This is a genomic window from Bacillus sp. UNC438CL73TsuS30 (assembly GCF_000482325.1).
Lineage (GTDB): Bacteria > Bacillota > Bacilli > Bacillales > Cytobacillaceae > Neobacillus.
Map to the genome: position 1 here is coordinate 69,815 of NZ_KI535297.1, position 25,890 is coordinate 95,704.

The 25,890-nt window shown below is 39.9% G+C and carries 22 protein-coding genes; 20 read left to right on the top strand and 2 right to left on the bottom strand.

All coding sequences use genetic code 11. The features are described from left to right. The first annotated feature begins 2 nt into the window (after positions 1–2). Positions 3–401, top strand: coding sequence for a DoxX family protein (locus tag M028_RS0124215; protein WP_026576146.1), 399 nt, complete (start codon positions 3–5; stop codon positions 399–401). 143 nt (positions 402–544) lie between these two features. Here M028_RS0124215 and M028_RS33070 read toward each other — a convergent pair whose 3' ends face one another. Beyond that, positions 545–757, bottom strand: coding sequence for a hypothetical protein (locus tag M028_RS33070; protein ID WP_026576147.1), 213 nt, complete (start codon positions 755–757; stop codon positions 545–547). Between the two features lie 276 nt (positions 758–1,033). Here M028_RS33070 and M028_RS0124225 point away from each other — a divergent pair, with 276 nt between their 5' ends. Beyond that, the gene (locus M028_RS0124225) at positions 1,034–1,372 is read left to right on the top strand and encodes a DUF5655 domain-containing protein (RefSeq protein WP_026576148.1); all 339 of its coding nucleotides are present in this window, start codon (positions 1,034–1,036) and stop codon (positions 1,370–1,372) included. Between the two features lie 156 nt (positions 1,373–1,528). Here M028_RS0124225 and M028_RS0124230 read toward each other — a convergent pair whose 3' ends face one another. After that, entirely contained in the window at positions 1,529–2,191 is a 663-nt protein-coding gene (locus tag M028_RS0124230) for a GntR family transcriptional regulator (protein ID WP_026576149.1), read from the bottom strand. A gap of 584 nt (positions 2,192–2,775) precedes the next feature. On the opposite strand from M028_RS0124230, the gene M028_RS0124235 reads away from it, so the two are divergent. The 18 genes from M028_RS0124235 (at position 2,776) to M028_RS0124320 (ending at position 25,781) form a co-directional block, all read left to right on the top strand. Next, positions 2,776–4,218: an aldehyde dehydrogenase family protein gene (locus M028_RS0124235; protein WP_026576150.1), complete on the top strand. Its 1,443-nt coding sequence runs from the start codon at positions 2,776–2,778 to the stop codon at positions 4,216–4,218. Positions 4,219–4,236: 18 nt separating this feature from the next. Beyond that, positions 4,237–5,439, top strand: a complete 1,203-nt coding sequence (locus tag M028_RS0124240) for a hydroxyacid-oxoacid transhydrogenase (RefSeq protein WP_026576151.1) — start codon at positions 4,237–4,239, stop codon at positions 5,437–5,439. 50 nt (positions 5,440–5,489) lie between these two features. Continuing rightward, positions 5,490–6,668, top strand: a complete 1,179-nt coding sequence (locus M028_RS0124245; protein WP_026576152.1) for an iron-containing alcohol dehydrogenase — start codon at positions 5,490–5,492, stop codon at positions 6,666–6,668. A gap of 174 nt (positions 6,669–6,842) precedes the next feature. Further along, on the top strand, positions 6,843–8,138 hold the full coding sequence (locus tag M028_RS0124250; protein WP_026576153.1) for an MFS transporter: 1,296 nt from the start codon (positions 6,843–6,845) through the stop codon (positions 8,136–8,138). A gap of 65 nt (positions 8,139–8,203) precedes the next feature. Then, entirely contained in the window at positions 8,204–9,667 is a 1,464-nt protein-coding gene (locus tag M028_RS0124255) for an NAD-dependent succinate-semialdehyde dehydrogenase (RefSeq protein ID WP_026576154.1), read from the top strand. A 270-nt stretch (positions 9,668–9,937) separates the two neighbouring features. Continuing rightward, a complete protein-coding gene (locus tag M028_RS0124260; protein ID WP_026576155.1) occupies positions 9,938–10,483 on the top strand; it encodes a helix-turn-helix domain-containing protein in 546 nt (181 codons plus the stop codon). A 45-nt stretch (positions 10,484–10,528) separates the two neighbouring features. After that, entirely contained in the window at positions 10,529–12,571 is a 2,043-nt protein-coding gene (locus M028_RS0124265; RefSeq protein WP_026576156.1) for a hydantoinase/oxoprolinase family protein, read from the top strand. Positions 12,572–12,573: 2 nt separating this feature from the next. Beyond that, positions 12,574–14,331: a hydantoinase B/oxoprolinase family protein gene (locus tag M028_RS0124270; protein ID WP_026576157.1), complete on the top strand. Its 1,758-nt coding sequence runs from the start codon at positions 12,574–12,576 to the stop codon at positions 14,329–14,331. Further along, on the top strand, positions 14,331–14,666 hold the full coding sequence (locus M028_RS0124275; RefSeq protein WP_026576158.1) for a cupin domain-containing protein: 336 nt from the start codon (positions 14,331–14,333) through the stop codon (positions 14,664–14,666). The genes M028_RS0124270 and M028_RS0124275 overlap by 1 nt, the downstream gene beginning before the upstream one ends. Before the next feature lie 132 nt (positions 14,667–14,798). Then, positions 14,799–15,911, top strand: a complete 1,113-nt coding sequence (locus M028_RS0124280; RefSeq protein ID WP_026576159.1) for a M24 family metallopeptidase — start codon at positions 14,799–14,801, stop codon at positions 15,909–15,911. Positions 15,912–16,023: 112 nt separating this feature from the next. Beyond that, positions 16,024–18,066, top strand: a complete 2,043-nt coding sequence (locus M028_RS0124285; RefSeq protein WP_026576160.1) for a hydantoinase/oxoprolinase family protein — start codon at positions 16,024–16,026, stop codon at positions 18,064–18,066. A 2-nt stretch (positions 18,067–18,068) separates the two neighbouring features. Next, on the top strand, positions 18,069–19,829 hold the full coding sequence (locus M028_RS0124290) for a hydantoinase B/oxoprolinase family protein (RefSeq protein ID WP_026576161.1): 1,761 nt from the start codon (positions 18,069–18,071) through the stop codon (positions 19,827–19,829). Between the two features lie 98 nt (positions 19,830–19,927). Further along, positions 19,928–20,284 (top strand): DUF3830 family protein, encoded by a 357-nt coding sequence (locus M028_RS30980; protein ID WP_269320959.1) that lies wholly within the window; start codon positions 19,928–19,930, stop codon positions 20,282–20,284. A gap of 127 nt (positions 20,285–20,411) precedes the next feature. After that, positions 20,412–21,179: an aspartate/glutamate racemase family protein gene (locus M028_RS0124300; RefSeq protein WP_026576162.1), complete on the top strand. Its 768-nt coding sequence runs from the start codon at positions 20,412–20,414 to the stop codon at positions 21,177–21,179. A gap of 31 nt (positions 21,180–21,210) precedes the next feature. Then, the gene (locus M028_RS0124305) at positions 21,211–22,557 is read left to right on the top strand and encodes an MFS transporter (RefSeq protein ID WP_026576163.1); all 1,347 of its coding nucleotides are present in this window, start codon (positions 21,211–21,213) and stop codon (positions 22,555–22,557) included. A gap of 154 nt (positions 22,558–22,711) precedes the next feature. After that, entirely contained in the window at positions 22,712–24,310 is a 1,599-nt protein-coding gene (locus tag M028_RS0124310) for a hydantoinase/oxoprolinase N-terminal domain-containing protein (RefSeq protein ID WP_026576164.1), read from the top strand. 20 nt (positions 24,311–24,330) lie between these two features. Continuing rightward, the gene (locus M028_RS0124315; RefSeq protein ID WP_051591230.1) at positions 24,331–25,506 is read left to right on the top strand and encodes a DUF917 domain-containing protein; all 1,176 of its coding nucleotides are present in this window, start codon (positions 24,331–24,333) and stop codon (positions 25,504–25,506) included. After that, complete coding sequence (locus tag M028_RS0124320) at positions 25,506–25,781, top strand: hypothetical protein (RefSeq protein WP_026576166.1); 276 nt, start codon at positions 25,506–25,508, stop codon at positions 25,779–25,781. The genes M028_RS0124315 and M028_RS0124320 overlap by 1 nt, the downstream gene beginning before the upstream one ends. Positions 25,782–25,890: the final 109 nt, after the last annotated feature.

Sequence of the window (25,890 nt, forward strand, 5' to 3'; positions counted from 1 at the left end):
GAATGGTTAATATCGGCCTTTTGATTATACGTTTGGCTATTGGTCTTACGTTTGTAGGGCATGGAACCCAAAAATTATTTGGCTGGTTTGGGGGACCAGGAGTAGTAAAGTTCGGTGAATTTTTAGGTACGATTGGAATTAAGACAGGTGGAAGAACCTGGGCAATCCTTGCCGGAATATTTGAACTTATAGGAGGTCTCCTTTTTTCCGCCGGCATCCTCACCTGGTTAGGTGCAGTCCTAATCATTATTGTGATGATTGATGCAATCATTACTGTCCATGGTAAAAATGGTTTTTGGCTTACTGAGGGAGGATATGAATATAACTTTATTTTAATTGCAGTTGTTCTTGGAGTGGCCCTAACTGGACCTGGTGATTATGTTTTAATTTATAAGCCGTAAAAATGGGCAATTTAAAATGTTCCTCAGCATACGGTTTTAAAATGTACAAAGAGATTTTTAAAGATATGAACAAAAAGAGACAAAACGAGAAACCTTTCTTGTTTTGTCTTTTTTTAGGCTTTGTTAAAGAACAATATTTATTTTTAAACAGCGTTGATTGGAGCGGAAGGTGCGAGTATCCTGGAGCGGAAATCAACAACCAAGTTTGACACAGCTTTTTTAAAATAATTCTCAACCGGATTTTTGGAGAAATCAACTTTTATAGGTGTCGCATGGTTTTTACATTTATAAAAAGGGTGTAATGAATCTCCATGAGAAATGTGGATATCCACCAATGCGATTACTTTTTTACTCATCCTCCAATTTCTGCAAGTAAATGGTTTGGTGGGCTATAAGTCTTTTTTCTCAAATAGTCCAGTTTTATCCTTTTCAGTAATGTTCACCCAACGATTAAGTAATTACCGAAAGGTAAACTACTATGAAAATCTAAGAGAAACAGAGAAATCAGGAGATATTGCTTTCTTTATTGAGGGCGTTTAGTTTAATAAAGATAATGGTAAAATGATGTAAAAAGAGGCAAAATAAATAATAATACAATCTACTTTGGTAAAAAGAAATAAGGAGATGACAATATGTCAGAAGATGAATTATTCTCAAATAAGGCATCTAATGTTTATGAAATATATTCAAAAATACTCATTTTATTGGAAGAAATAGGTCCATTTGAAATTGAGTTTAAAAAGACATCTATTCATCTTTTGAATAAATCTTCCTTTGGAGGAGTTCATCCAAAAAAGAAATGGTTAGATTTTAATTTAGTAACAAACCATCAAATTGAACACGAGAAGATTAATAAAATTGAACAAGTTTCCAAAAACAGATTTCACAATAATTTTAGATTCCATAGTGTAGACGAGCTAAATCAAGAGTTTTTAGTACTTTTAAAAGAATCATATCAATTGATGTGTTAATTAGAGAAAGGATATTTATTACTAATGAAACATACAAACGGAAATGCTAAAAGATCTTGAAGAAGTAAAATTAAAAAACATAATGAGGCTTCTATTTCTTAATAAAGAAGCCTTTTTTGTGAATTTTAAGTACTTGTCGACCACTCAATCGGATGATTACTTTTTCCGATCTAATAAACGCATTAAGGAATCATTAATATGATGGAAAATAGCCTTTTCAGCTCTATATACGTCACGTGTACGAATCGCTTCAATTATTTCTTGATGTTCGGCTGGTGCCTCTTTTTGGTCGACCTCACCTTTAACATGGTAAAAACGGGCAATGTGAAGATGACAATGCATGCCCTGATATGCTTCGGAAAGGAAGGGGTTTCCCCCTGCATTCATGATAGAATAGTGAAATTGCTGATCTAGATGGGTGAAAATAATTACTTTTTTATTTGTAGACCCCATATTTGTTGAAATCATCATCTTGTTTAATCTGGACATTTCTTCAATAACACTTATTTTATTGAACTGGATAATATTTCGCACTGCATGGGTTTCCATTAAAAAACGAGCTTCTAACATTTTTTTCATATCGTCATCATTTAAAATTTTGCTAACATGATAACCTTTGTTTGGTTGTAAAACTACGAGCTTTTCTGAGTGAAGGCGTGATAGAGCCTCTCTAAGTGGAATTGGGCTAGTGTTAATTTCCTTTGCTAAAAGTCTGATATTAATTTTTTCCCCAGGAGCTAACGTCCATTCGAATATTCTTTCTTTAAGTAAATTGTAGACATACTCCGTAGTCTCTCCTCTTTCTTTTTCCTTTATCATCCTATTGCCCCTATCTAAAAAATGTATGAAATATTGTGGGTTTTCTTAAGAAATAGTCTGTAACCGATTATACACGATAAAATCAACTTCTTCTTATTGTAAATATACCTTCCAAAAATAGAACAAATCAAGAAATTTAGGATAATACAAAACTTTTTCATTAAAAATAATATATCACTTTTAATGATTTATTGAAAATAATATATTAAAACATTTAGAAATTAAATCATTAAATTTTTCAGAAAACCTATTAAAACAAAGACTTTTTCTTATTTTAATAGGTTTTCTAGATAAATTGTTGGATTTTAATTTTTAAAAATATTTACAAAATTATATATTATGTGGTATATTTTCTATAAAATAATATATTATTTTGGAGATGTTCTTAAAACGAAGAGGAGGATGATAGAGGAGAATTGTTTCTAATCTAAAACTAGTCAATTTCTTGAGCAGGAGAATTAATAAAAATGTAAACGCTTTATAGGATATTTCATTTGAAGTCGTATGAGGAAAGAAAAATTAACTAATGTCAAATATTTACGGCCTTTTAATGTCGATTTTGATTGTCAGAGGGGGAAAATGTTATGAGCACTGTTGCACTTGAAAATAAGATAAATTATGGACATTTTATAAATGGACAATGGATTCTGGATCAAAATACCATCCCTGTTGTAAACAAATATACGGGAGAAGAAATTTCAAGGGTCGGCAATGCTTCTAGAAGGATCGTTTCTGAGGCAGTAACCAATGCGTTTGAAACATTTCAAACCAAAAAGCTAAGTACCATTCAACGATATGAGATCTTAATGCGTGCAGCTGAAATTGCCAAAGAAAGAAAAGAAGAGCTTGCTATGATTCTAGTTCATGAAGTGGGCAAAGTATTGAAAGATGCTCGGGGGGAAATTGATCGAGGAATTCAAACTTTGATTGCTTCAGCCGAAGAAGCAAAGCGAATCGCGGGTATAGGTATTCCACTAGGACAGCCCGGAAATGAGAACAAAATGGCGTTTACCGTCCGCGTTCCGGTAGGAGTTATTGGTGCGATTACTCCGTTTAATTTTCCATTTAATCTCACCATACATAAGGTAGCTCCTGCAATAGCTGCAGGAAATACAGTCGTGTTGAAACCAGCTGAAGTAACCCCTCTTATTGCATGCAAGATTGCAGAAATCTTGTCCGAAGCAGGGTTACCAGCAGGGTTTCTTAACGTGGTGAACGGATTGGGTCAGGAAACAGGTCAATATCTATTAGAGGATGAACGGATTTCGATGTTCACCTTTACAGGCAGCCCAGGAGTAGGGCGGCATATTAAGAATAATACGGGGATTCGCAAGGTTGTCCTAGAATTAGGAAATAACTCCCCAAACATCATTCACAAGGATGTTTCTGATTTGGATAGGGCGGTTGAGCTGTGTGTGACGCGCGGTTATGTGAATGCAGGACAAGCCTGTATCTCTGTACAGCGTGTTTATGTTCACCGAGACATCTACGATTTGTTTGTTGAAAAGTCGGTTAAAGTCGCACAAAGTTTGAAAGTCGGTGACCCAACAGACCCTGCGACAGATATTGGACCGATGATATCTGAGAAAGAAGCGAAACGTGCAGAAGAATGGATCCAGGATTCATTAAGGGATGGGGCAGTTTTGGCACATGGAGGTAAACGGAATGGATCAATCCTTGAACCTACTATTTTAATAGATGTTAAGCCAACAATGAAGGTCGTTTGCCAAGAAGTGTTTGCTCCTATTATCAATATACTTCCGTTTGATGATATTGATGAAGCGTTCATTCAAGCAAATGATACGAAATACGGATTACAGGCTGGTTTGTTTACATCCGATATTAATCTCGTCATGCGGGCAGCGCAGGAACTCCGATTTGGCGGTGTCATCATCAATGATGTCTCAACCTATCGTGCAGATGTTATGCCATATGGAGGCGTGAAGGATAGCGGGATTGGTAAGGAAGGACCACATTATGCTATTCAAGAAATGACCGATGAAAAACTTGTCGTCATCAATTTATAACTGCGGAGGTCAGAAGATATGAGAAACACATGGGATTTTTTTTCAACGGAGAGAATTGTCTTTGGAAATGGTGCGATTCAGCAATTGGACTCTATCCTGCAACGTTTAAAAGCAAAAAATATACTGTTGGTTACTGACCCGGGAATCAAAAATGCTGGTATTTTAGACAGAGTCCTATCTTTGTTGGAACAAGCCAACTACCATACGGTTGTCTATGACCTGGTCGTACCGGAGCCGCCTGTAGAATCCGCCTTTGCTTGCTATGAGTTTGCTAAATCACAAATGGATATCGATGCAGTCATTGGCCTTGGTGGAGGAAGCAGCATTGATATGGCGAAGATTTCCGCTTTGTTGGTCGCCCATGGCGGACATCCGCTTGATTATGGCGGAGAAAACCAAGTTCCTGGTCCGATTGCCCCTCTGATTGCGATACCAACGACAGCAGGAACTGGCTCGGAAGTGACTTCAGTTGCCGTATTGACAGATGCAGAGAATAACCTAAAAGTTGGCATTTCGGATAATTATCTGCGGCCGACTGTGGCCCTTCTTGATCCAGAGCTTACAATAGGGCTTCCTGCATACGTAACAGCCTGTTCTGGAATTGATGCGTTGGCACATGCGATTGAAGCTTATACCGCTAAACCGTCACCTTATATTCAAGCGGAGGGAAATATCTTATTTCAAGGTTCGATGCCGATCAGTGATGCGCTTGCATACCGTGCGATTGAACTGATTGCTAAAAACCTGCCGCTTGCTGTGCTGCAAGGAAGCAACGTTGGGGCCCGCTCCAATATGCTTTTGGGAAGCCTACTTGCGGGAATGTCTTTTTCAAATGCGGGAACAGCTGCAGCCCACGCGTTAGCATACCCAATTGGCGGTCTTGTTAAGGCACCGCATGGAGAGGTCACAGGTCTCTTGCTTCCATATGTTATGGAGTATAATGCATCCGTAGAAACAGAAAAAATGATCAACATATCCAAAGCGTTTGATATAGATACTGGAAGACTTTCCGATAAGGAAGCAGCTTTGGCAGCTTCAAAAGCAGTATTGGAATTGCTTCAAGAGATTGGGCTGCCAACACATCTTTCGGATATTGGGATTAAAGAAGACGATATTCCTGAGATCGCAGAGAAGACACTTCAAATTGATCGTCTTATTCGCAATAACCCAAGAGTACCAACGCAAAGTAGTTTAGAAGAATTACTTCGAAAAGCCTTGTAAGAGTCAGGGCATAAACTCTATGAAAATACTATTAAAAGGGGAGAATCTGAATGTCACTAATGCCGTTTACATATTTTATGCCGACACGAGTGGAAAGCGGTAATGGAGTTTCTGAAAAAACGGGAGAAATCGTTAAAGAATTAGGGGTAACGAACGTTTTAATTGTAACGGATCGAGGAGTTAGAGGAGCCAATCTTTTGGAAGGAATAGAAAGATCCCTCCAAGCGGTTAATCTAGATTATCAAATATTCGATGAGGTAGAACCAAATCCTTCGGCTGAAACCATTCATAGAGGAACAGAGTTTCTTAAGGAGCATCGCTGTGAAGCTGTCCTTGCTGTAGGTGGCGGAAGCAGTATTGATACGGCAAAAGGAATTGCCATAATGGCAGTCAATCCGGGCCATATCTTGGATTATGAAGGGGTGGGAAAGATTACGATTCCACCACTCCCGATCATTGCGATTCCGACTACTTCTGGAACAGGAAGTGAAACAACGAATTCAACCGTTATTACGAATAAAGAAACGTCCTTTAAGTTAGGTGTTCTTAGTTCCCATTTGTTTTCAGATGTAGCGATCCTGGATCCTGCCCTTACATTAAGACTGCCTCAGGAAATTACGGCAGCAACAGGTATGGATGCTTTGACCCATGCGATTGAATCCTATACATCCAAGACGGCTAATCCAGTCAGCCAGGCATTTGCGATGCAGGCTATAAAAATGATTGGAGAAAACTTAACAAAAGCTTACTTTGTCGGAACGGATATTGAAAGCAGGGAAAACATGCTTGTTGCCTCTATGATTGCCGGAGTAGCGTTTTCGCAGTCCCGTTTGGGAAATGTACATGCCATTTCTCATACTTTTGGAGGGGTTTTTAATATTCCGCATGGAATTGCAAATGCTGCTCTCTTGCCGTTTGTGATGAAATTTAATTTGCCCGCGTGTGCCGATCGGTATAAGGATATAGCCATTGCATTAGGGAAAGATGTAAGCGGATTAACGACTATCCAAGCTGCTGAAAAAGCCATTGAAACGGTTATTGAAATGAATCAAGCGATGAAAATTCCCCTTAATATTAAGGATTTGGGAGTCTCATTAGATCTATTGCCGAAGTTAGTGGAAGATTCGATGAGGAGCGGAAACGTTTTTGTTAATCCTAGATTAACCAAAGCTTCTGATATTGAAAAGATTATTGAAAAGGCTTATTACGGGGATTTGGAAGATTTTTAGCATTATGATAGTAGCAGCCTATACACCTTACAGCTTCGAATTTCTTTCGATACTCATCTTAGAATCTAACAGGATATGAAATTATTGATGTTATGAAAATATTACTAATACACTAGTTAACAACATGTACACGGGGAAATGCAGGGAATATTAATATCAAAGATGGGGTGCCTTATGAAAAAAACAAATGGAAGATGGTTAGTTGTCGTTCTGCTTTTCATTGCAACAACAACAAATTATATGGACAGGGCAATTCTGGGGATTGCAGGACCTTCCATGATGAAGGACCTTTCGATTTCGGTAGTTGAATTTGGAGTTTTGGGATCGGCATTCTTTTGGTCCTATGCCTTGATGCAGATTCCGGTCGGGGTGATCGTGGATAAACTGGGCGCCCGATTAACGTATTCTATCGCAATTGTCTGGTGGTCACTTTGTACAGTGCTTACAGGATTTGGCAGAACGATTGGAGCACTCATTGGTATTCGCGTTTTAATGGGGATTGGAGAAGCGCCAGCGTTTCCAACCAATACTCGTGTTATTTCAGATTGGCTGCCTTCACACGAACGGGGGATGGCAAACGGGATCTTTAATTCTGGAACGGCAATTGGCATTGGAATAACCACACCCATCCTCGCATGGATTATTGAAAATTGGGGATGGCATGCCTCATTCGTTGTCATTGGATCTGTAGGATTTGTCTGGCTTGCTTTCTGGTTATTTTATTTCAAAAACCACCCAAGCCAAAGCCGTATCGCAAACGAAGCGGAAGTAGCTTATATAGAGGCTGGACAGGAGAAAAAAGGAAATGTACCGACAATAAACATCTCTCCATTTAAATTTTTTAAATATCGAAATGTTTACCCAATGTTATATGGCTTGTTTGCGCATAACTATCTTACTTACTTAATGATGACTTGGCTCCCTACTTATCTAGTCACTGAACGGCATATGACACTTATAAAAGCCGGATTTTTCACGATGCTTCCTTGGATTATGTCTTTTCTAGGAAATATACTTGGGGGCATTTTATCTGATCGTTTAATTAGAAGAGGCTGGAATTCAATCAAAGCAAGAAAAACGATTTTAGCGATCGGAATGTTATTTCCATTTGCGATTATTCCGACCATTTATACAGAAAATGCTATGACAGCCCTTTTGTTAATTTCTTTAGCCATCGGTGGTGAAGGCTTGGCAGCGGGTATTCTATGGGCAACGGTTTCTGATGTTGCTCCAAAGGGTGCGGAAGGAAAGCTTGCTGGACTGCAAAATCTTTTCGGGAACCTGTCAGGATGGCTTGCTCCGGTTGTTACAGGGGTATTAGTTGCTAAGCTTCATAATTTCACCCTGGCGTTGATTATCCCTGTCGTTATTTGTGCTATTGCTTCGTTTGGATATGCCTTTCTTCTTAAAAATGAAAGGATTTCACTTAAAGAGGATCCTAACAATGGAAGTAACGTATCTGGATTTTAACGATCATTCCATATTTAATAAATCCGCAATCTACTTGAGTAATAAGGAATAAAGGAGATTTAATTATGTTTAAAACACTTGAATTAGTTGATTTAACTGAATTAAAAATGTATGTGAATGGAGAATGGATCCATTCACAGGATGGAAAAACGTTTTCGGTTAAAAATCCATCTACAGGAAAAGTTGTTGCGCTTGTTCCGAACGGCGGACGATTAGAAACAAACCAAGCAATCACTGCTGCTGAAAAAGCCTTTAAATCCTGGTCAAAATTAACCGCAGCCGAGCGTGCTAAATATTTATTAAAATTACATTCACTTATGCATGAGTATAAAGATCAATTAGCTGAAATCATGAGTTTGGAAATGGGTAAACCTTTTACGGAAGCGCAAGGCGAAGTTGTTTTTGCAGCTAGTTATCTAGAATGGTTTGCAGAAGAAGGACGCCGAATTTATGGAGAGACGATCCCTGCATCTGCTCCTAACAAAAGACTGATGGTCATCCGCCAGCCAATCGGAGTTGTTGCTGCTATTACTCCTTGGAATTTTCCTTTAGCCATGATGACTCGGAAAATAGGGGCTGCATTAGCAGCAGGGTGTACTGGAATTGTGAAGCCTGCAAGCCAATCTCCAATCAGTGCAATCGCGTTTGGGAAATTGGTTGAAATGGCTGGAATTCCTCATGGTGTAGTAAGTGTGGTTACAGGTCAATCGGGTCCTATCTCAGATGAAATTTTTGAAAATCCGTCAGTTAGGAAAATTTCTTTTACCGGATCCACGGAAGTGGGGAAACACCTTGTCACCAAGTCAGCTGCACAATTGAAAAGGCTATCATTGGAGTTAGGCGGCCATGCGCCATTTATCGTCTTTGAAGATGCTGATTTAGAGGCAGCTGCTGCAGGTGCTGTTGCAAGCAAATTTAGGAATACAGGTCAGACATGTGTTTGTGCCAATCGAATCTACGTCCAGCGGTCCATTCTTGAGAAATTCTCTGAAATTTTCGTTGAAAAAGTGCAAGCGCTTAAAGTCGGAAATAGTTTGGATCCAAATGTACAAGTTGGACCGCTTGTAAGCCAAGATAGCTTAGTAAAAGTAGAGGAGCAGGTCAATGATGCCTTGGACAAAGGGGCACGGATTCTTTGTGGCGGACAAAGGATGAATGGGGAATTGGCTGATGGATTATTCTATGAACCTACCGTCCTAGCTGAAGTAAGTCCGGAAATGCTGATTACCTATGAGGAAACCTTTGGTCCTGTTGCACCAATCATCCCATTTGATTCAGAAGAAGAAGTGATTGAACTAGCCAATCATACGGAGTATGGGTTAGCTGCCTATTTTTATACACAAAATATTAGTCGTGCTGTTAGAGTTTCAGAAGACCTTGAGTTTGGAATTATTGGTATGAATGATTCCGTTCCTACTGTTGCTCAAGCTCCGTTTGGCGGCATGAAAGAAAGTGGAGTCGGAAGGGAAGGCGGTCATCAAGGCCTTGATGAATATTTAGAAGATAAGTTTATCTCGATGGGGATTTAAGTACCTATAAGATTGTTAGAAACGAAAGCTCCTTGATAATCCTGATTATCAAGGAGCTTTTAATTTTGTATTTTTTATATCTGAATAAAAATAGGAATACAAGCCATATTAACGGATTTAAATACTAAAAAATATTTTTTCAAAAAACTTTATTTATTTAAAAAATACTGTTAATATAGTTATATGAAAACAAATACAGTATTACTTTAAAAATTACACTATTTAAAAAATACTTCTTTGTTTTTACTGAAGGTTTGTTGGAGGGCGCAAATGGAAGAAGAGATTTCTAAAAAGATAAGAGAGTTACGAATGAATAAGAAACTTACTTTAAAGGAGATGAGTGAAAAAACAGGGTTATCCATTAGTTTTCTTTCACAAGTAGAACGTGCGGCATCATCAATCGCCATTACTTCTTTAAAAAAAATAGCGGATGCATTGGATATTCCAATTACCCAATTTTTTGAAGACTTTGAAAATAAAAATTATAAAGTAACGAAAGAGCAACAAAAGCCTTTTCGAATGGAAGGGGCAGGGATTGTCTATACACGACTTGGGGGTAATTTTTCTGGCAGAGCAATAGAGCCTATGATCGTTACTTATCCACCGGGTCAACCGAATGAGAAAGCAGTTACCCACCCTGGTGAAGAGTTCTATTATGTCTTAGAAGGGGTCCTTGCTGTTGAAGTAGAAGGGAAGGAGTATATTGTGAAAGCAGGTGATTCCATTCATTTCCCATCTACTATTCCTCATTATATGACAAATCCGCTTGATCAGGATGCGAAAGTGCTTTGCTTTGTTACCCCAGTCATTTTTTAATGGCTAAATATTATAAAAACTATATTTAAGATTGGTGGTTAGAACATGAGAGTGGCGACAGATATTGGAGGAACATTTACTGATTTAGTTTATGTCGATCAACAAGGAAAAATTGGAGTAGCAAAAAGCCATACAACCCCTCCGAACTTTGAACAAGGGGTTTTGGATGTAATCCGTGTAAGTGGAATCAATGCAGAAGAGCTAGAGACATTTATTCATGGAACAACCGTCATTATTAATGCATTAACGGAAAGAAAAGGGGTAAAGACAGGGTTAATCACGACTAAAGGATTTCGCGATGTACTAGAGATTGCACGCGGAAACCGACCTGATCTTTTCAATATTCAATACCAAAAACCAGCTCCTTTCGTAGAGCGTTATTTGCGTCAAGAAGTGGAAGAACGGTTGAACTATAAGGGAGAAGTAATCCAAGCATTAAATAAGGAATCATTAAAAGAAATCGTAGAATACTTTAAAAAAGAAAATGTTGAAGCCATTGCTGTTTCCTATCTTCACTCTTACAGCAATCCAATTCATGAAATCGAAAAGGTAGAGTATATTAATGAATTATGGCCGGAAGTAGCCGTTACAGCCTCCCATGAGGTTACAAGAGAATGGAGAGAATATGAGCGGACGAGCACTACCGTTTTAAACTCCTATGTCAAGCCGATTGCTTCCTCCTATGTTGATCGTCTTGAAAATAAATTAAATCTAATCGGCAATCAATCCAACAAATATATCATGCAATCAAATGGCGGTACCACAACCTTTGAACAATCCAAAAAAACACCGATTAATATGGTGGAGTCAGGCCCGGTTGCCGGTATTTACGGAGCAGCGATTTTAGGGAAACTCCTTGGTGAAGAAAATATCATTGCATTTGATATTGGCGGAACTACAGCAAAATGTTCCCTTATCGATGGCGGTGAAGTAAAAGTAACAACAGAATACAACATTGAGCGTACAGACCGTACGGCTGGATATCCAATCAAAGTTCCAGTTGTAGATATTGTGGAAATTGGCAACGGTGGAGGCTCGATTGCGTGGATTGATGAAGGTGGATCTTTAAGAGTGGGACCACAATCCGCAGGGGCATTGCCAGGACCGATTGCATACGGCAAGGGTGGAACAGAACCTACTACTACGGATGCAAATTTAGTAGTAGGACGGCTTTCACCTAAAAACTTTGATAACAATGTTGATATGGAAAATGTTAAAAATGCCATTAATGAAAAAATTGCCAAGCATTTTAATACTTCTGTCGATGATGCAGCACTTGGAATTATCCGTATTGCCAATTCCAATATGCTGAATGCGCTTAAACTCATATCTGTCAGAAAAGGCTATGACCCACGTGAATTTTCTCTAGTAGCATTTGGAGGCGGCGGTGCCATGCATGCTCCTGCACTTGCGAAAGAGCTTGGAGTTCGCAAGGTCATCGTACCTGTAGCCACTTCCGTTTTCTCTGCATGGGGAATGCTGATGACTGATTTGCGCCATGACTATATCCAAACCTTCATTCGACGTGTAGATAATGTCGATTATGATGAGCTTAATCAGAAATTGGCGGCACAAGAGGCTGAAGCTCTTTCTCAATATGAGCAAGAAGGTGTAGATAAGACGAATGTTCTTTTCTCTCGTTTTGTTGACCTTCGTTATGTTGGACAAGAACATACTGTTAAAGTACCGGTTCAAAATGGAGAAATTAATATTGATACAATGAATCAAGTCATCCAAAAGTTCCATGAAACACACGAGCAATTATATACATTTAAGCTGGAAGAGTCTCCAACCGAAATTGTAAACATGCACTTAATTGCGTTTGGGTCAGTAAAAAAACCAGAAATTGCGAAGCTTGGCAATATCGACAACACGTTGGAAAGTGCACTAAAGGAAGTAAGACCTGTTTTATACGAAGACCATGGCTGGATCGAAACAAAAGTTTATGACAGAGAAAAATTAAGCCCGGATGCATATGTTGAAGGTCCTGTAATTGTGGAAGAACAGTCAGCATCAACTGTTGTTTATCCTGGTCAATCTGTAACTGTTGATGCATATGGAAATTTAATCATTGAGACAGGGGTGTAACCATGACAAATACAGTTGTTTCCACAAAAGTGGATCCGTTTACATTAGACATTGTAAAAGATTCGTTAGTAGCCATCGGGGAGGAAATGTTTTACGCCTTGGCTCGTACCTCGATGAGTCCAATCATATATGAAGTCTTGGACTATGCCAGCGGTTTAATGGATTCAAAAGGGCAATTGCTTACTCAAGGGAACGGGGTTACTGGTTTTATTGGGATGCTTTCCTTTATGGTTCGTGAAACACTTGAAAGATATAATAAATCCGGCGATTTAAAACCAGGGGACATTATCCTTATTAATGATCCATATGGCGGCGGAGGTTCCCATCTATGTGATGTTGGACTGGTTATGCCAATCTTCTATGAAGGAGAATTAATCGCGTTTTCAGCCAATAAAGCTCACTGGACTGAGGTTGGAGGAAAAGATGCCGGATCGATGTCTACTAATTCAACGGAAATTTTCCAGGAAGGGCTGCAATTCCCTTGTATCAAATTATTCAACGAAGGGGTCTTGAATCAGGCTGTTGTTGATATCATTGCGGCGAATGTTCGTTTCCCGGATCTTTCATTAGGTGATATGTGGGCTCAGATTGCTGCATTGAAAACAGGCGAAAAACGCGTTCAGGAATTATGTGATAAGTATAGTAAAGAAACCGTACTTAGCTCGATTAATCATCTATTGGAACATGGCGAACAATTAGCGCTAAAAGCGTTAAAAGGCATTCCTAATGGTACGTATGAGGCAGTGGATTATATTGACGATGATGGAATTGAGGAAGGTCCGTTCAGAGTACAGGTTAAGGTGACGATCACAGATGATGAATTTATTTGTGACTTCCGAGGCAGCCATCCGCAAGTAACAGGTTCGATCAATACATCCTACACCGGATTATCTTCTGCTGTTCGTACTGTATATCTTGCGGTTACAAATCCTTCTCAGGACGTTAACGATGGATCATTCCGTCCTCTTCGCGTCATCACAGATGAAGGTTCGATCTTTAATGCGATGCGTCCTGCTCCTGTTTCCATGTATTGGGAATCGATGCTGTTTGGAACCGATTTAATTTGGAAAGCATTAGCGCCAATTGTGCCCCACCGTTTGTCTGCCGGACATTTCTTGTCCGTCTGTGTAGCGATTCTTTCTGGAAAACACCAGGATACAGATGAACGCTTCTTGATTGTCGAACCTTCTGTCGGCGGATGGGGAGGAGCGCAGGGATTTGACGGTGCTTCCGGACAATTCTGTATTTTAGATGGTGAAACGTTTAATATTCCTGTGGAAGTTTGTGAAACAAGAAATGGTGTATTGGTTGATGAGTATAGCTTAAATACAGATGGAGCAGGTGCTGGAGAGTTCCGCGGCGGTCATGGAGTTGTCCGCTCTTACCGTGCTCTGACAGACAACCAATTCTTTACTGGCTCTTTTGGTCGTCATAAATATAATGTTTGGGGAGCCGATGGAGGAAAGGATGGTTCTACAAACTATTTTGAAATCGTGAAAGCCGATGGACAAATAGACGGACCATTTGGAAAATATAATCAGTATCAAATCGATAAAAATGAAGTTGTCAGGCTTGTAACGGCAACTGGGGGCGGTTATGGTAACTCGCTGAAAAGACCAGTTGAAAAAGTTTTACATGATGTAAAAAATGAGTATATCACGGTTGTACAGGCAGAAAGAGACTATGGTGTCATCATTGATCCTCAAACTTTAGAATTAAAAGAACTTTCTTCTCATCGTCAAATGAAGGAGGCTAAATAATGAATATCGTAACCGTCAAAGAAATTGCTACCGAGAACCGTCCTGAAGTAACAATGAAAACCATCTTTGATGAGTCTGTTGTTGAAGGTGGCCGTACTTTAATCGGCACGGTGTCCATTCCTCCAGGTGCCCGTATTCCTTTAACAGGAACAGGTTCACATGAACAGGATGAATACGGTATCGTATTAAAAGGCTCTATGTTAACAATGAGCGGGGGAAAAGAGTACAGAGTTTCGTCCGGGCAGGCAACATTTATTCCTCATGGAGAAGAACATTGGGCTCTTAATGATAGACAGGAAGATTGTGAGATTGTTTGGGTACTAGTTAATAGATAAAAAATTTAATATCTCTAACCAGCTGCTTTTTAGAAATCATTAAGAATTGTTACATCCAGAAGCCTTGCATTTTCATTTTAAAAGCAAGGCTTTCTGTTTATCTTATTCTAACAATATGGAGGGTGAATCATTTTGTCATATGTAAAACGGATTGAGAAAGTCCAGCGATTATTAAATGAAGAAAATATTGAGGCAGTCATTGTAACATCTCCTTCTAACTTTTTCTATTTGAGTGGGACGTGGTTGGATTCGCATGAAAGATTGCAAGCGATTGTTATACCAAAATTGGGAAAACCGGCCATGATTGTTCATGAAATGTCAAAAGAAGAAATAACTGGAGACGGGCTATTTAAAAACTATTTTTGGAAAGATGGAGACCCATCTCTGGAATTACTGGCAAAGGTTTTACCAGATAACGGAACGGTATCCGTCGATAATCTATGGCCAAGCTCCAACCTAATTCAATTGATGAAATTAAAAAAACAGTTAACGTTTGTCGAAGGTACAAAGGTGATTGGGAAGGCAAGGTTAGTTAAAGATGAGCAGGAAATAGAATTGCTTGAAAAGTCAGGCGCTGTTGCGGATGAAGTATTGCAGCAAGTTATTGATTTCATTAAACCTGGGTTGACTGAGAAACAAGTAGCTGATGAACTCAAGCGGCTGTTTGCGTTGAAACAGGTGGATCAACTGTCGTTTAATCCTATTGTTGGTGCAGGTAAAAACGGTGCGATTCCTCATCATCAATCTGATGACACTCTTATTGCTGCAGGTGATATGGTCGTGATTGATATGGGAGGAATAAAAGATCATTATTGTTCAGACATGACCAGAACAGTACTTGTAGGAGGACAGGCAACTGAAGAAATGCAGAAGGTCTACGAAATTGTGAAACAGGCTCAGGAAGAGGCAGTCAAAGCTGTGAGGCCGAGTGTTCCATTAAAGGAAATAGATGGGGTAGCGAGAGGCATCATTAGCGAAGCGGGCTATGGGGATCATTTCACCCATCGAACAGGGCATGGTTTAGGGATTGAGGTTCATGAGGAACCATTTGTAACTTCGGATAACAATCAGCTTTTAGAAGAAGGAATGGTCATTAGTATTGAGCCTGGCATTTATTTAAATGGTAAATTTGGCGTGAGAATTGAAGATATCGTGGTTGTAACGGCAGATGGATGTAAACGGCTCAACCATCTTACTCGTGAATTCATTCAAACGGGTGAAGTGGCAGCTTCCACTAGTAAATAGGGCTGGGTAGAAAAGTTTAGATCAAAGTATCTGAATATTAATATAATTTTTATTTTTTAATCTATTAACAAAATAAAAAACTACATTTTACTTATGAAAGGGAGAGGGTTTTGTGACGCGGTATCGTTTAGGTATTGATATAGGGGGAACTTTTACAGACTTAGTGCTTTACGATAAGAAAGAAAAAAGTTATCAAACTGAAAAAATATTAACCACACCAAGAAACTTATCTGATGGTGTAATAGAAGGAATGCAAAATCTAGTAGAGAATTTTAGTGAAATTGATTATTTTGTTCATGGAACAACAGCCGGACTTAATGCATTTCTTGAGAGAAAAGGATCCAGTGTGGCCCTATTAGTAACAAAAGGGTTTAGGGATGTATATGAAATTGGTCGTGCCAATCGTCCAGATATGTACAGCATTACATACCGAAAACCAGAACCATTAGTGAAGAGACGCAATGTTTTTGAGGTAGAAGAACGTGTGTTAGCTGATGGCACAATTGATACAAGCCTTAATCTTAGCCAATTAAATGATGTGATTGATGAAATAATTGAAAGCGGATTCAATTCTGTTTCTGTTAGTCTTCTACATGCTTACAAAAATCCGGAACATGAAACAACCATTAAAGAGGCCATTAAACAAAAAGCGCCTCACATTTCAGTATCTCTTTCGCATGAAATTGCGCGCGAATGGCGTGAGTACGAGCGTACAAGCACAACTGTGATCAATGCTTATGTTGCTCCAATTGTTGAAAACTATCTTGCCAGTCTTGAAAAAAGAACAGCGCAAGGAGGTTTAGAAGGAGATTTATATATCATGCAATCAAATGGCGGTGTAATGACCTCCGAAGTTGCGAAAAAAATGCCGATTCAAACGCTTATGTCTGGCCCGGTTGGCGGAGCAGTCGGCAGTCTTAGTCTTGGAAAAATGACGGATTATAAAAACTTGATTTGTGTAGACATGGGAGGAACTAGCTTCGATGTAAGCCTTGTCATCGATGGAGAACCGGACGTAACATCTGAAACAAGCTTGGAAGAATTTCCGATTCTCACTCCAATGGTAAACATTCACACCATCGGAGCAGGAGGCGGTTCCATTTCTTGGATTGAGGGCGGAGGATTGCGTGTTGGTCCAAAAAGTGCGGGTGCAGATCCTGGGCCTGCCTGTTATGGCAATGGCGGCACTCAAGCTACTGTAACGGATGCGAACCTGGTTTTGGGACGACTTGATGAAGAAGGGTTCCTTGGCGGAAATATGAGATTAAACCGTGATGCAGCCTATAAAGCGATTAAAGAAATAGCAGACCAGTTAGGCTTGGGAGTGATTGAAACGGCTGAGGGGATTTGCGACATCGCAAACGCAAAAATGGCAGATGCCATCCGTACATTAACCGTAAGTAAAGGAATAGATCCTCGTGATTTTGCCCTTGTTGCTTTTGGCGGAGCTGGACCAATGCATGCTGTTTTAATTGCTGATCTTCTTGGAATTAAAAAAATCCTGATTCCTACTGTTGCCGGTACTTTTTCAGCTTGGGGCATGCTGCAAACCGACATCCGTCATGATGCTGTTCGCACTTTTGTTTCCCTGCTGGAACAGAGTGATAAGCAGAAAATGGCTTCACTTTTCGAAGAAATGGAAGTGGAAACAGACAATATTTTGACACAACAAAGAGTGAAACAGGAAGATATGTCGTTCCAACGCACGATCGATATTCGCTACGTCGGGCAGGAATATACAGTTAATGTACCACTTTCTGTTGAAATAATCGATGAACAATCAATTGATCAAATTGCGGGACTTTTCCATGAGATGCATGGGAAAATTTATGGACATAACAATCCAGAAGGTGTCATTGAAGCAGTAAATCTTCGTGTAACAGGCTACGGTAAACTTGAAAGAGAAGCTGAACGTTCTGAGGAAAGCGGAGTCAAAACAGAAACTGATATTGTTGCAAGAAAAAATAAACAGATTGTTTGGAACGGTACAGAATTAAATACTCCGGTTCTTACTACGGAGCATTTGAAGTACGGTCACCGTTTTTATGGGCCAGCCATCGTAGAAGATCCAAGGACAACTACCGTTATCCCAAGTGGATATAAAGTAGAAGTAGACCCTCTGGGAAATCTTGAAATAACAAAGGAGGAAGTGTAAGAATGGATGCACAAACTGCAGTAAAAACCAGTCAGTTTTTAGAAAATCCTATTACCACTGAAATTATTCGTAATGCATTTATTTCCGCGGCACACGAAATGAATGCAAGTTTGGCTAGAAGCTCATTTTCACCAATCATATACGAAATGAAGGATTGCAGTGTTGGTATTTTTAATAAAAACGCTGAATTGTTAGGACAATCAGCTGGTCTCCCTATCTTTTTAGGCAATCTGGATGAATGTATTAAAATTAATACGGAATATATTGGCGGGGTTGAAAACTATCAACAAGGTGATGTGTACATTATGAATGATTCCTATCTGACAGGGACTCATCTAAATGATATCACGGTTATTTCACCAGTATTTTATAACGATGAGCTTGTCGGATTTACGGCCAACCGTGCCCACTGGCTGGATGTAGGTGCTCAGGATCCGGGATTCTCGATGGATGCAACTGAAATTTATCAAGAAGGTGTGCGTATTCCGCCAACGAAAATCTATGATGCTGGTAAACCGCGCAAGGATGTTATCAATTTAATCATCACCAACAGCCGGTTTAGCGAAGCAGCATTGGGAGACCTAAATGCCCAAATCGCTGCATGCCGCACAGGTGAAAAGAGATATCATGAAATCATCAGCCGCTTTGGACTGGAAAAAGTCAATCGTTCGATCAGTGATATCTTTAAACAGTCCGAGATTTTAGATCGTGAGAAGATTGCTAGTATTGCAGATGGTGTATATGAGGCAGAAGGCTGTTTGGATAATGACGGAGTGTCAAATGAACCTGTAAAGGTTAAAGTCAAAGTATCCGTACAAGGAGAAAATATTACGATTGATCTTACCGGTTCAAATGACCAGGTAAGAGGAATGACGAATTGCGGGCTTGCACAAACCATTTCTGCCTGCCGGGTTGCTTTTAAACAACTAATCAGTCCGGAAGCACCTGTAACAGGAGGGAATTTTAAAACCCTAAATGTAGTAGTGCCGGAAAGAACGATCTTTAGTGCGCAACAGCCTGCTGCATGTGTTTGGTATTTTTCCGCTTTAGGTCTCTTAATCGACCTTGTAGTCCAAGCTCTTTCTCCAGCTCTTAAAGAAAACAGTGCTGGTGCCCATTATGGGGACTCAATGATTATCACATTTGCAGGGGTTGATCCGCGCCGTAATACACCATTCTTAAATGTAGAAGCGACTGCAGGCGGATGGGGTGGATTTGCTGCCAATGATGGTCAATCCGGACTGATTAACAATGTTAATGGTGACTTTAAGAACCTTCCTATCGAAGTTCTGGAAGATAAATACCCATTTAAAGTAACAACCTATGGTTTTAGGCCAAATTCTGGCGGTGCTGGTAAAAACCGCGGAGGTCTTGGTCTAGTAAGAGGATACGAGGTTGCGGCTGATGAAGCTTCTTTATATCTTTGGTTTGAACGTTCAAAGACTCCTGCATGGGGACTTTTTGAAGGCCGCGAAGCTTATGCGCCTGAGGTAACGATTTATAGCGGAGAACAAGAAGAAAATGCACTCAAAATTAATGCAAAAGCAATGAAGAATGGTGACAAGGTTATTGTGAAGACGGGCGGAGGCGGTGGATTTGGCCATCCATTTGACCGTGAAATCCACCGCGTGCTCGATGACGTAATAGATGGATATATCGATAGACAGGCAGCACTGGAGCAGTATGGAGTTGTCATTAAGGCCGATGCTTTAGAGGTAGATGAACAGCAAACTATCAATTACAGGCAAACAAACCGAAATTAATCTGGAGGTGGAACATGCGGCGGATTTTATTCACCTTTGAAAATGGAGAAAAATTGCCGGCCCCCTTGCTAGAAAAGAAGGCCCCTTAAACGTGTGAAATCGTTTGGGAGGCCCTCCCCCTTTCTAGTTTGGTAAAGCACTCGAGATGGTCAGGCAGGGAAGTTAATTTTGAAATCAAGACAACCAACAAGCCTAAAAAAGAAAATCAAACGATCTCCACAAGTATTGGGGAAGTGATCTACTGGAGGGATTGGCCGGTGGATTCTGATCCGGAAGTATCGGAAGTACTCGCAATCTATTATGGGGCAGAGCATACACGCAGCAATAAAGGTGATGAACCCGTAAATGTATTTGCACAAATTGATTATGATTGCCACGGACTTTTAGAGGCTGTAGGCGAACGAATTTGGTTAAATGGAACGGAAAAAGTTCGGATCGAGAGAATAGAAGACTGAAATTTTACAATATAAAAAATTTTATTTTTTTTACAAAATAATTACACCAATATCAAAATAAATATGGTAATATCAAAATAGAAAGTTTGATAATTTAGAAAATTTTTATAAGTAGGAGGTAGAAGCAATGTCTAAGAAAATTTTATTTATTAATCCTCTGCATACCGAGGCCTTTGATGATGATTTTAGAAAACAATTTGCACAGTATAAAAGTCCGGATACAGTGGTGGATGTCGTTTCTTTTGCTGGAGTAGGGCCGACCCATATTGAGTATAGCTGTTATGAAGCGATGGTGATTCCCGAGTTAATCAGGACAGTGAAAAAGGCGGAAGAGGATGGGTATGACGCTGCCATTATCGGTTGTTTCTATGACCCAGCATTAAGAGCCTGCCGTGAGGTAGCCGAAAAAATGGTCATAACCGGACCAGCAGAATCGGCTCTGCATATTGCTACCACGCTGGGAGAAAACTTTTCAATTGTCGTTGGACGCCGAAAGTGGATTCCAGAAATGAAAGAAAATGTTCATAAATATGGTTTTGGACATAAATTAGCTTCATTTAAGTCTCTTGAGTTAGGCGTTCATGACTTTCAAAAAGACCATGAAGAGACAATAAGAAGGATCAAAAAGGCTGCAAAGGAAGCAATCGAACAAGATGGTGCAGATGTAATTGTATTAGGATGTACTGGTGAGTATGGGTTGTTTGAAACCCTGCAGGAAGAGTTGGGTGTGCCAGTCATAGATGCAAGCTTGGCCCCATTTAAATATGCGGAATTTTTAGTAGAACTAAAACAAAGTTTGGCATGGACACATAGTAAACTTGTCGGTTATCAGTCACCACCAGCTGACGAAGTAGAGGATTTTCAATTGTTTCAACAGGTTTCAATAAAAAATTAAAATAATAAATTGTTCAGGGGAGAGTGTCCAAATGGATGTATTGGCTTCTACTAAGACGAATGAAAAACCAGTTGAAGTAGGTTCTTTTTTTGAAGGCATGCCGTTTACAAAAAAGCATAGGTTTGTAGGGTTCGCATTGTTTTTTGCTTTCGTGATTGAAGCTTGGGAAATGATGATCATTATTATGATTAGTGGTGCGATTGCTGCTGAATTCCATTTAACCCCTGTTCAAGTAGGTTCCCTTATTGGCGCAATTTTCCTAGGAATGATTCCAGGAACTTATATATGGGGAGCCATTGGAGATAAAATCGGTCGTAAAAAAACGATTACCTACAGTTTACTTTGTTATGGAGTAGTGTCGCTTATCAGTGCGTTATCACCTAACTACGATACACTTTACGCATTACGATTACTATCGGGTTTTGCATTAGGAGGAGTCCTCTCCTGTGTCTTCCCGTACTATGAAGAAATGCTTCCGGTAAAACAGCGTGGTAAAGCAGCGGTTTATTTATCTGCAGGCTGGCCAATTGGTACATTAATTGCGCTGGGATTGACAAGTTTGCTAATGCAAATAGATGGGTTTTTAGGCGGATGGAGAGCGATATTATTCATTAGTTCATTAGCAGGATTATGGGCCTTCGTGATTGCCAAAATTCCTGAGTCTCCGTATTGGCTGGCAGGCAAGGGGAGAGTAGAGGAAGCCAAAAAGGTTCTAAAGGAATTAAGTGAAGGTCAAACAAACATAAGTGATCAAACAGAATTGGTTGTTTATAAAGAGAAACAAGGAAGCTTTTTAGAAATTTTCAGAGGTAAGACGTTGAAAACGACTCTATTACAAACGATTGTCAATTTTGCTTTCTCGTTTGGATACTGGGGACTATACACATGGATACCGACTCTGCTGCAGCAAAAAGGTTTATCCATGGGACAAAGTATGGGATTTGTGGCATTATCTGCGGTTGCCCAGATTCCTGGATACCTCGTATCTGCACAGCTTACAAGTAGATTTGGACGGAAAAAAGTCATGTTTGCATTTGTATTATTCGCAGCAATCTTTGGTTTTGCTTTTGCTTACTCTTCAAATCTGACGGAGCTTTATATCTTTAACTTTGCCTTGGCATTCTTCAGTTTGGGTGCTTGGGGTGTTTGGAATACCTGGTTTGGTGAAATCTATCCAACAAATATTCGCGGTGTTGGTTACAGTTTTGGTGTCGCAGGACAGCGATGGGCCAATACCATTGCCCCATCTTTAATCGGATTTGTTATTGGGTTAGGATGGGTGTTTGGTGCAACAGTTTCCTTTATCCAAGTATTCATGGTTGTAACCCTGATAACGATTTTATTTATTCGGGAAACTGAAGGGGAAATATTGCACTGATTTTTCAGAATAAAGGATATTTTTTTAATATTGTGCAACTTGAAAAAAAACTTCACTCGGAATATCGATTCTTTCGAGTGAAGGTTTTATAAAATAGTTTTAGCTTTAATGGAAATAAAGAAACCTTAGGTATACATAATGAGGAGGGTAACAGATGTCAGAACAAATCAGGATTGGATTTGATGTCGGAGGAACATTTACCGATGGCGTATTAATGAAAGGAAAACAAGTAGTTTCGAAAACCAAGTCATTAACGACGGAAGATATTACGACAGGAATCATTAATGCATTAGATGTTTTATTAGAAAATAGCAATGTGGACCACTCAAAAATTGAAATGGTTTCTTTTGGGACTACACATACAACCAATGCCATTATTGAAAGGAGAAACCTTGATCGAGTTGGTGTGTTCCGCTTGGGTGCACCTGCCACCACCGCCATTCCACCAATGACAGGATGGCCAGCGGACTTAATAGCAGCTCTTGGAGGAAAGGAACATGTTCATATTATTCGCGGCGGTTCTGAATATAACGGCAAGGATATTGTGCCGCTTGATGAAAAAGCCATCATGGGTGCAGCAAAAGCCATGAAGGGGAAGGTAGGCTCTGTTGTCATCACCGGTGTGTTCTCCCCAATCATTACAAAACACGAAGATCGAGCAGCGGAAATTGTAAGAGAGTACCTAGGAGAAGAAGTTTTCATTACCCAATCTCATAAAATTGCTTCTATTTCATTGCTTGAGAGAGAGAACTCAACGATCTTGAACGCTTCCGTAAAAACGATTATGAAGCGGGCAGTAGAAGCATTTAAAACAGCTGTGAAAGATCGGAACATCAATGCGAAATTATTTGTCGTGCAAAATGATGGAAGTGTGATGAACGCTGACCATGCTATCGAATACCCTATCTTTACAGTAGCTTCCGGTCCCGCTGCTTCCGTAAGAGGCGCTGTATATCTTTCTGGAATCGAAAATGGTGCCGTTGTAGATGTGGGCGGAACTTCTACAGATGTTGCCTATATTGTAAATGGTTTTCCAAGAGAATCCTCCATTACCGTCAACATTGGTGGAGTGAAAACAAATGTACGCTGTCCTGACCTCTTATCCATTGCCCTTGGAGGGGGTACCATCATTAAAACTCAGGGGGATAAAGTAGTTGGATTAGGCCCTGAAAGCGTTGGTTATAATTTGGTCAAGCTTGGCAAGTCATTTGGAGGCCCAATTTTAACGGTTCATGATATTGCAGTAGCCACGGGGCGTTTAAATAGTAAATTGGCTATTTTTGATACCGATTTTGTCACACATAAAGCAGCAATCGATGCGTTATCACCAGCCTTAGTTAGGGAAGCAAACGCAAGAATTAAAGAACGGGTTGAAATCGCCATTGATCAAATGAAAACGGAATCTGGCCTGATCCCTGCCATTTTTATCGGTGGAGGAGCCCTTGCTGTTCCGCAGCATAACATCGAAGGAACGACCGAAGTAATCCTGCCTAATCACTTTGAGGTTGGAGGAGCAGTTGGGACAACCATTGCAGAAATTGGAGCGTCAGCAGAAATGGCCGTAGACCTGGCCGTCGAAAATCGCAATGATGCCATCGATCGCGTTGTTGCCCAGGCTAAGAAAAATGTACAGATAGCTGGTGCCATCGCAGGTACCGAAGAAATTATTGATGTGGAAGAAATTCCATTCGCCTATATGCCAGGCAAAAAGCAAAAAGTCCGAGTACGCGTAAAAGGAAAAGTTTTTAGCTAAAGCAACAGAGGAGGGTAAACATGAGCGTATATGATATTTTAAAAGATTGGGATATTAGCAATTATCGCGTGATTGATAAGAAGAGCATAGAAGAAATTACCCTGGGGGCATCGATCCTGGCAACCGGAGGAGGAGGAGATCCGGAAATCGGTTTGCTATGGGCCTATAAGGTATTGGATGAGGGAAAGGATATTGTTATGATTGATCCCCTTGATATTCCTGATGATATCTTAGTAGCCAGTCCGGCAACTTTAGGAGCAGCCCTTGTATTGACGGAGAAGCCACCAAATGAAGATGTTTTAAATAAGGCAGTCTCGACGTTGGAGATTTATATGGGCAAAAAGCTCGAAGCAACCATTCCTTTGGAATGCGGCGGGGTAAATTCAATCGTTGCTTATGCAGTGGCAGCAGAACTGGGGCTGCCTGTTATCGATGTTGATGGAATGAACCGCGCGTTTCCGGAATTGCAAATGACTTCATGGGCAACACAAGGTGTTCACGCATCGCCAACTGTGTCAACGGATGATCGTATGAACACAACGGTAATCGATACACAGGATGATGACTTAATGGCGGAGTCTATTGCTCGAAAGGTTGCCATGTCCTATGGAGGTATCTCATGGGTAGCCACATACGCGATGACAGGTGCAGACGTAAAAAGAACATCCATCTTGAATTCTCAAAGTATTGCCTGGGATGTCGGCAAAGCAGTGATGGAAGCAAGAAAGAGCCATGGAGATCCTGTTAGGGGAATTCTGCAAAGTATTAAAAATACAAGAAATATTGAAGGATATCACGTATTCAATGGGAAAATCGTCGATATTCAAAGAGAATTTGGCGGGGAAATGACTAAAGGATTTTCACTTGGAAAAGTCATTATGGAAGGCGTTGGGGACTATAAAGGTCAAATTGCAGAATTAGACTTTCAAAATGAATGGTTAAATTTAAGGGTTGATAACGAATTAAAATGTGTTACCCCGGACCTGATTTCCATTGTAGATACTGAAACCGGAGAACCCATCCGTACAGATATTATGAAATACGGATATAGAGGATCAATCATTCTAATTTCGGCGCATGAACGGATGAAAACGGAAAAAGGACTTCAAACATTTGGTCCCCGCTATTTTGGTTATGACTTTGATTATGTTCCTGTTGAGAAATTAATGGCAAAACAAGAGGTGGGAGTAAAATAATGGATACTCAATTGATTCAAGGAACACTAGAAGATCAAAATAGTAAGCTTGTGGTAAAAACCATTCTAAATCAGCCATTTATCGAGAGAAAGGAATTGGCCGAACAAATAGAGTATTTGCCGGAGCAGATTGACGAAATTTGTCAACCGTTAATTGAAGCGATGGTGGTTCTTGAACTTGCAAGCCAAGCTACTTCCAATATCGAGTCTCGTGTCCCTCGAAAGGTTTATTTAATTAATCCTGAATTCGAAAATAGTATTAAAGATTTATTATAGAAACCAATGGTTTGAAAAAATGCTGGTGAAGTCATCTATTTGTTGTTCGTCCTTTTAAGAATAACTATGATTGCTCACCAGCTTTTTAAAATAGATGAGCTGGAACAGG

Excerpts from the sequence above, each read along its gene's own strand:
- M028_RS0124320 (WP_026576166.1), top strand. The coding sequence starts at position 25,506 with ATGGATACTCAATTGATTCAAGGAACACTAGAAGATCAAAATAGTAAG.
- M028_RS0124260 (WP_026576155.1), top strand. The coding sequence starts at position 9,938 with ATGGAAGAAGAGATTTCTAAAAAGATAAGAGAGTTACGAATGAATAAG.
- M028_RS0124255 (WP_026576154.1), top strand. The coding sequence starts at position 8,204 with ATGTTTAAAACACTTGAATTAGTTGATTTAACTGAATTAAAAATGTAT.
- M028_RS0124215 (WP_026576146.1), top strand. The coding sequence starts at position 3 with ATGGTTAATATCGGCCTTTTGATTATACGTTTGGCTATTGGTCTTACG.
- M028_RS0124305 (WP_026576163.1), top strand. The coding sequence starts at position 21,211 with ATGGATGTATTGGCTTCTACTAAGACGAATGAAAAACCAGTTGAAGTA.
- M028_RS0124245 (WP_026576152.1), top strand. The coding sequence starts at position 5,490 with ATGTCACTAATGCCGTTTACATATTTTATGCCGACACGAGTGGAAAGC.
- M028_RS0124270 (WP_026576157.1), top strand. The coding sequence starts at position 12,574 with ATGACAAATACAGTTGTTTCCACAAAAGTGGATCCGTTTACATTAGAC.
- M028_RS0124240 (WP_026576151.1), top strand. The coding sequence starts at position 4,237 with ATGAGAAACACATGGGATTTTTTTTCAACGGAGAGAATTGTCTTTGGA.
- M028_RS0124275 (WP_026576158.1), top strand. The coding sequence starts at position 14,331 with ATGAATATCGTAACCGTCAAAGAAATTGCTACCGAGAACCGTCCTGAA.
- M028_RS0124300 (WP_026576162.1), top strand. The coding sequence starts at position 20,412 with ATGTCTAAGAAAATTTTATTTATTAATCCTCTGCATACCGAGGCCTTT.
- M028_RS33070 (WP_026576147.1), bottom strand. The coding sequence starts at position 757 with ATGAGTAAAAAAGTAATCGCATTGGTGGATATCCACATTTCTCATGGA.
- M028_RS0124265 (WP_026576156.1), top strand. The coding sequence starts at position 10,529 with ATGAGAGTGGCGACAGATATTGGAGGAACATTTACTGATTTAGTTTAT.
- M028_RS0124290 (WP_026576161.1), top strand. The coding sequence starts at position 18,069 with ATGGATGCACAAACTGCAGTAAAAACCAGTCAGTTTTTAGAAAATCCT.
- M028_RS0124250 (WP_026576153.1), top strand. The coding sequence starts at position 6,843 with ATGAAAAAAACAAATGGAAGATGGTTAGTTGTCGTTCTGCTTTTCATT.
- M028_RS0124225 (WP_026576148.1), top strand. The coding sequence starts at position 1,034 with ATGTCAGAAGATGAATTATTCTCAAATAAGGCATCTAATGTTTATGAA.
- M028_RS0124315 (WP_051591230.1), top strand. The coding sequence starts at position 24,331 with ATGAGCGTATATGATATTTTAAAAGATTGGGATATTAGCAATTATCGC.
- M028_RS0124235 (WP_026576150.1), top strand. The coding sequence starts at position 2,776 with ATGAGCACTGTTGCACTTGAAAATAAGATAAATTATGGACATTTTATA.
- M028_RS0124230 (WP_026576149.1), bottom strand. The coding sequence starts at position 2,191 with ATGATAAAGGAAAAAGAAAGAGGAGAGACTACGGAGTATGTCTACAAT.
- M028_RS0124310 (WP_026576164.1), top strand. The coding sequence starts at position 22,712 with ATGTCAGAACAAATCAGGATTGGATTTGATGTCGGAGGAACATTTACC.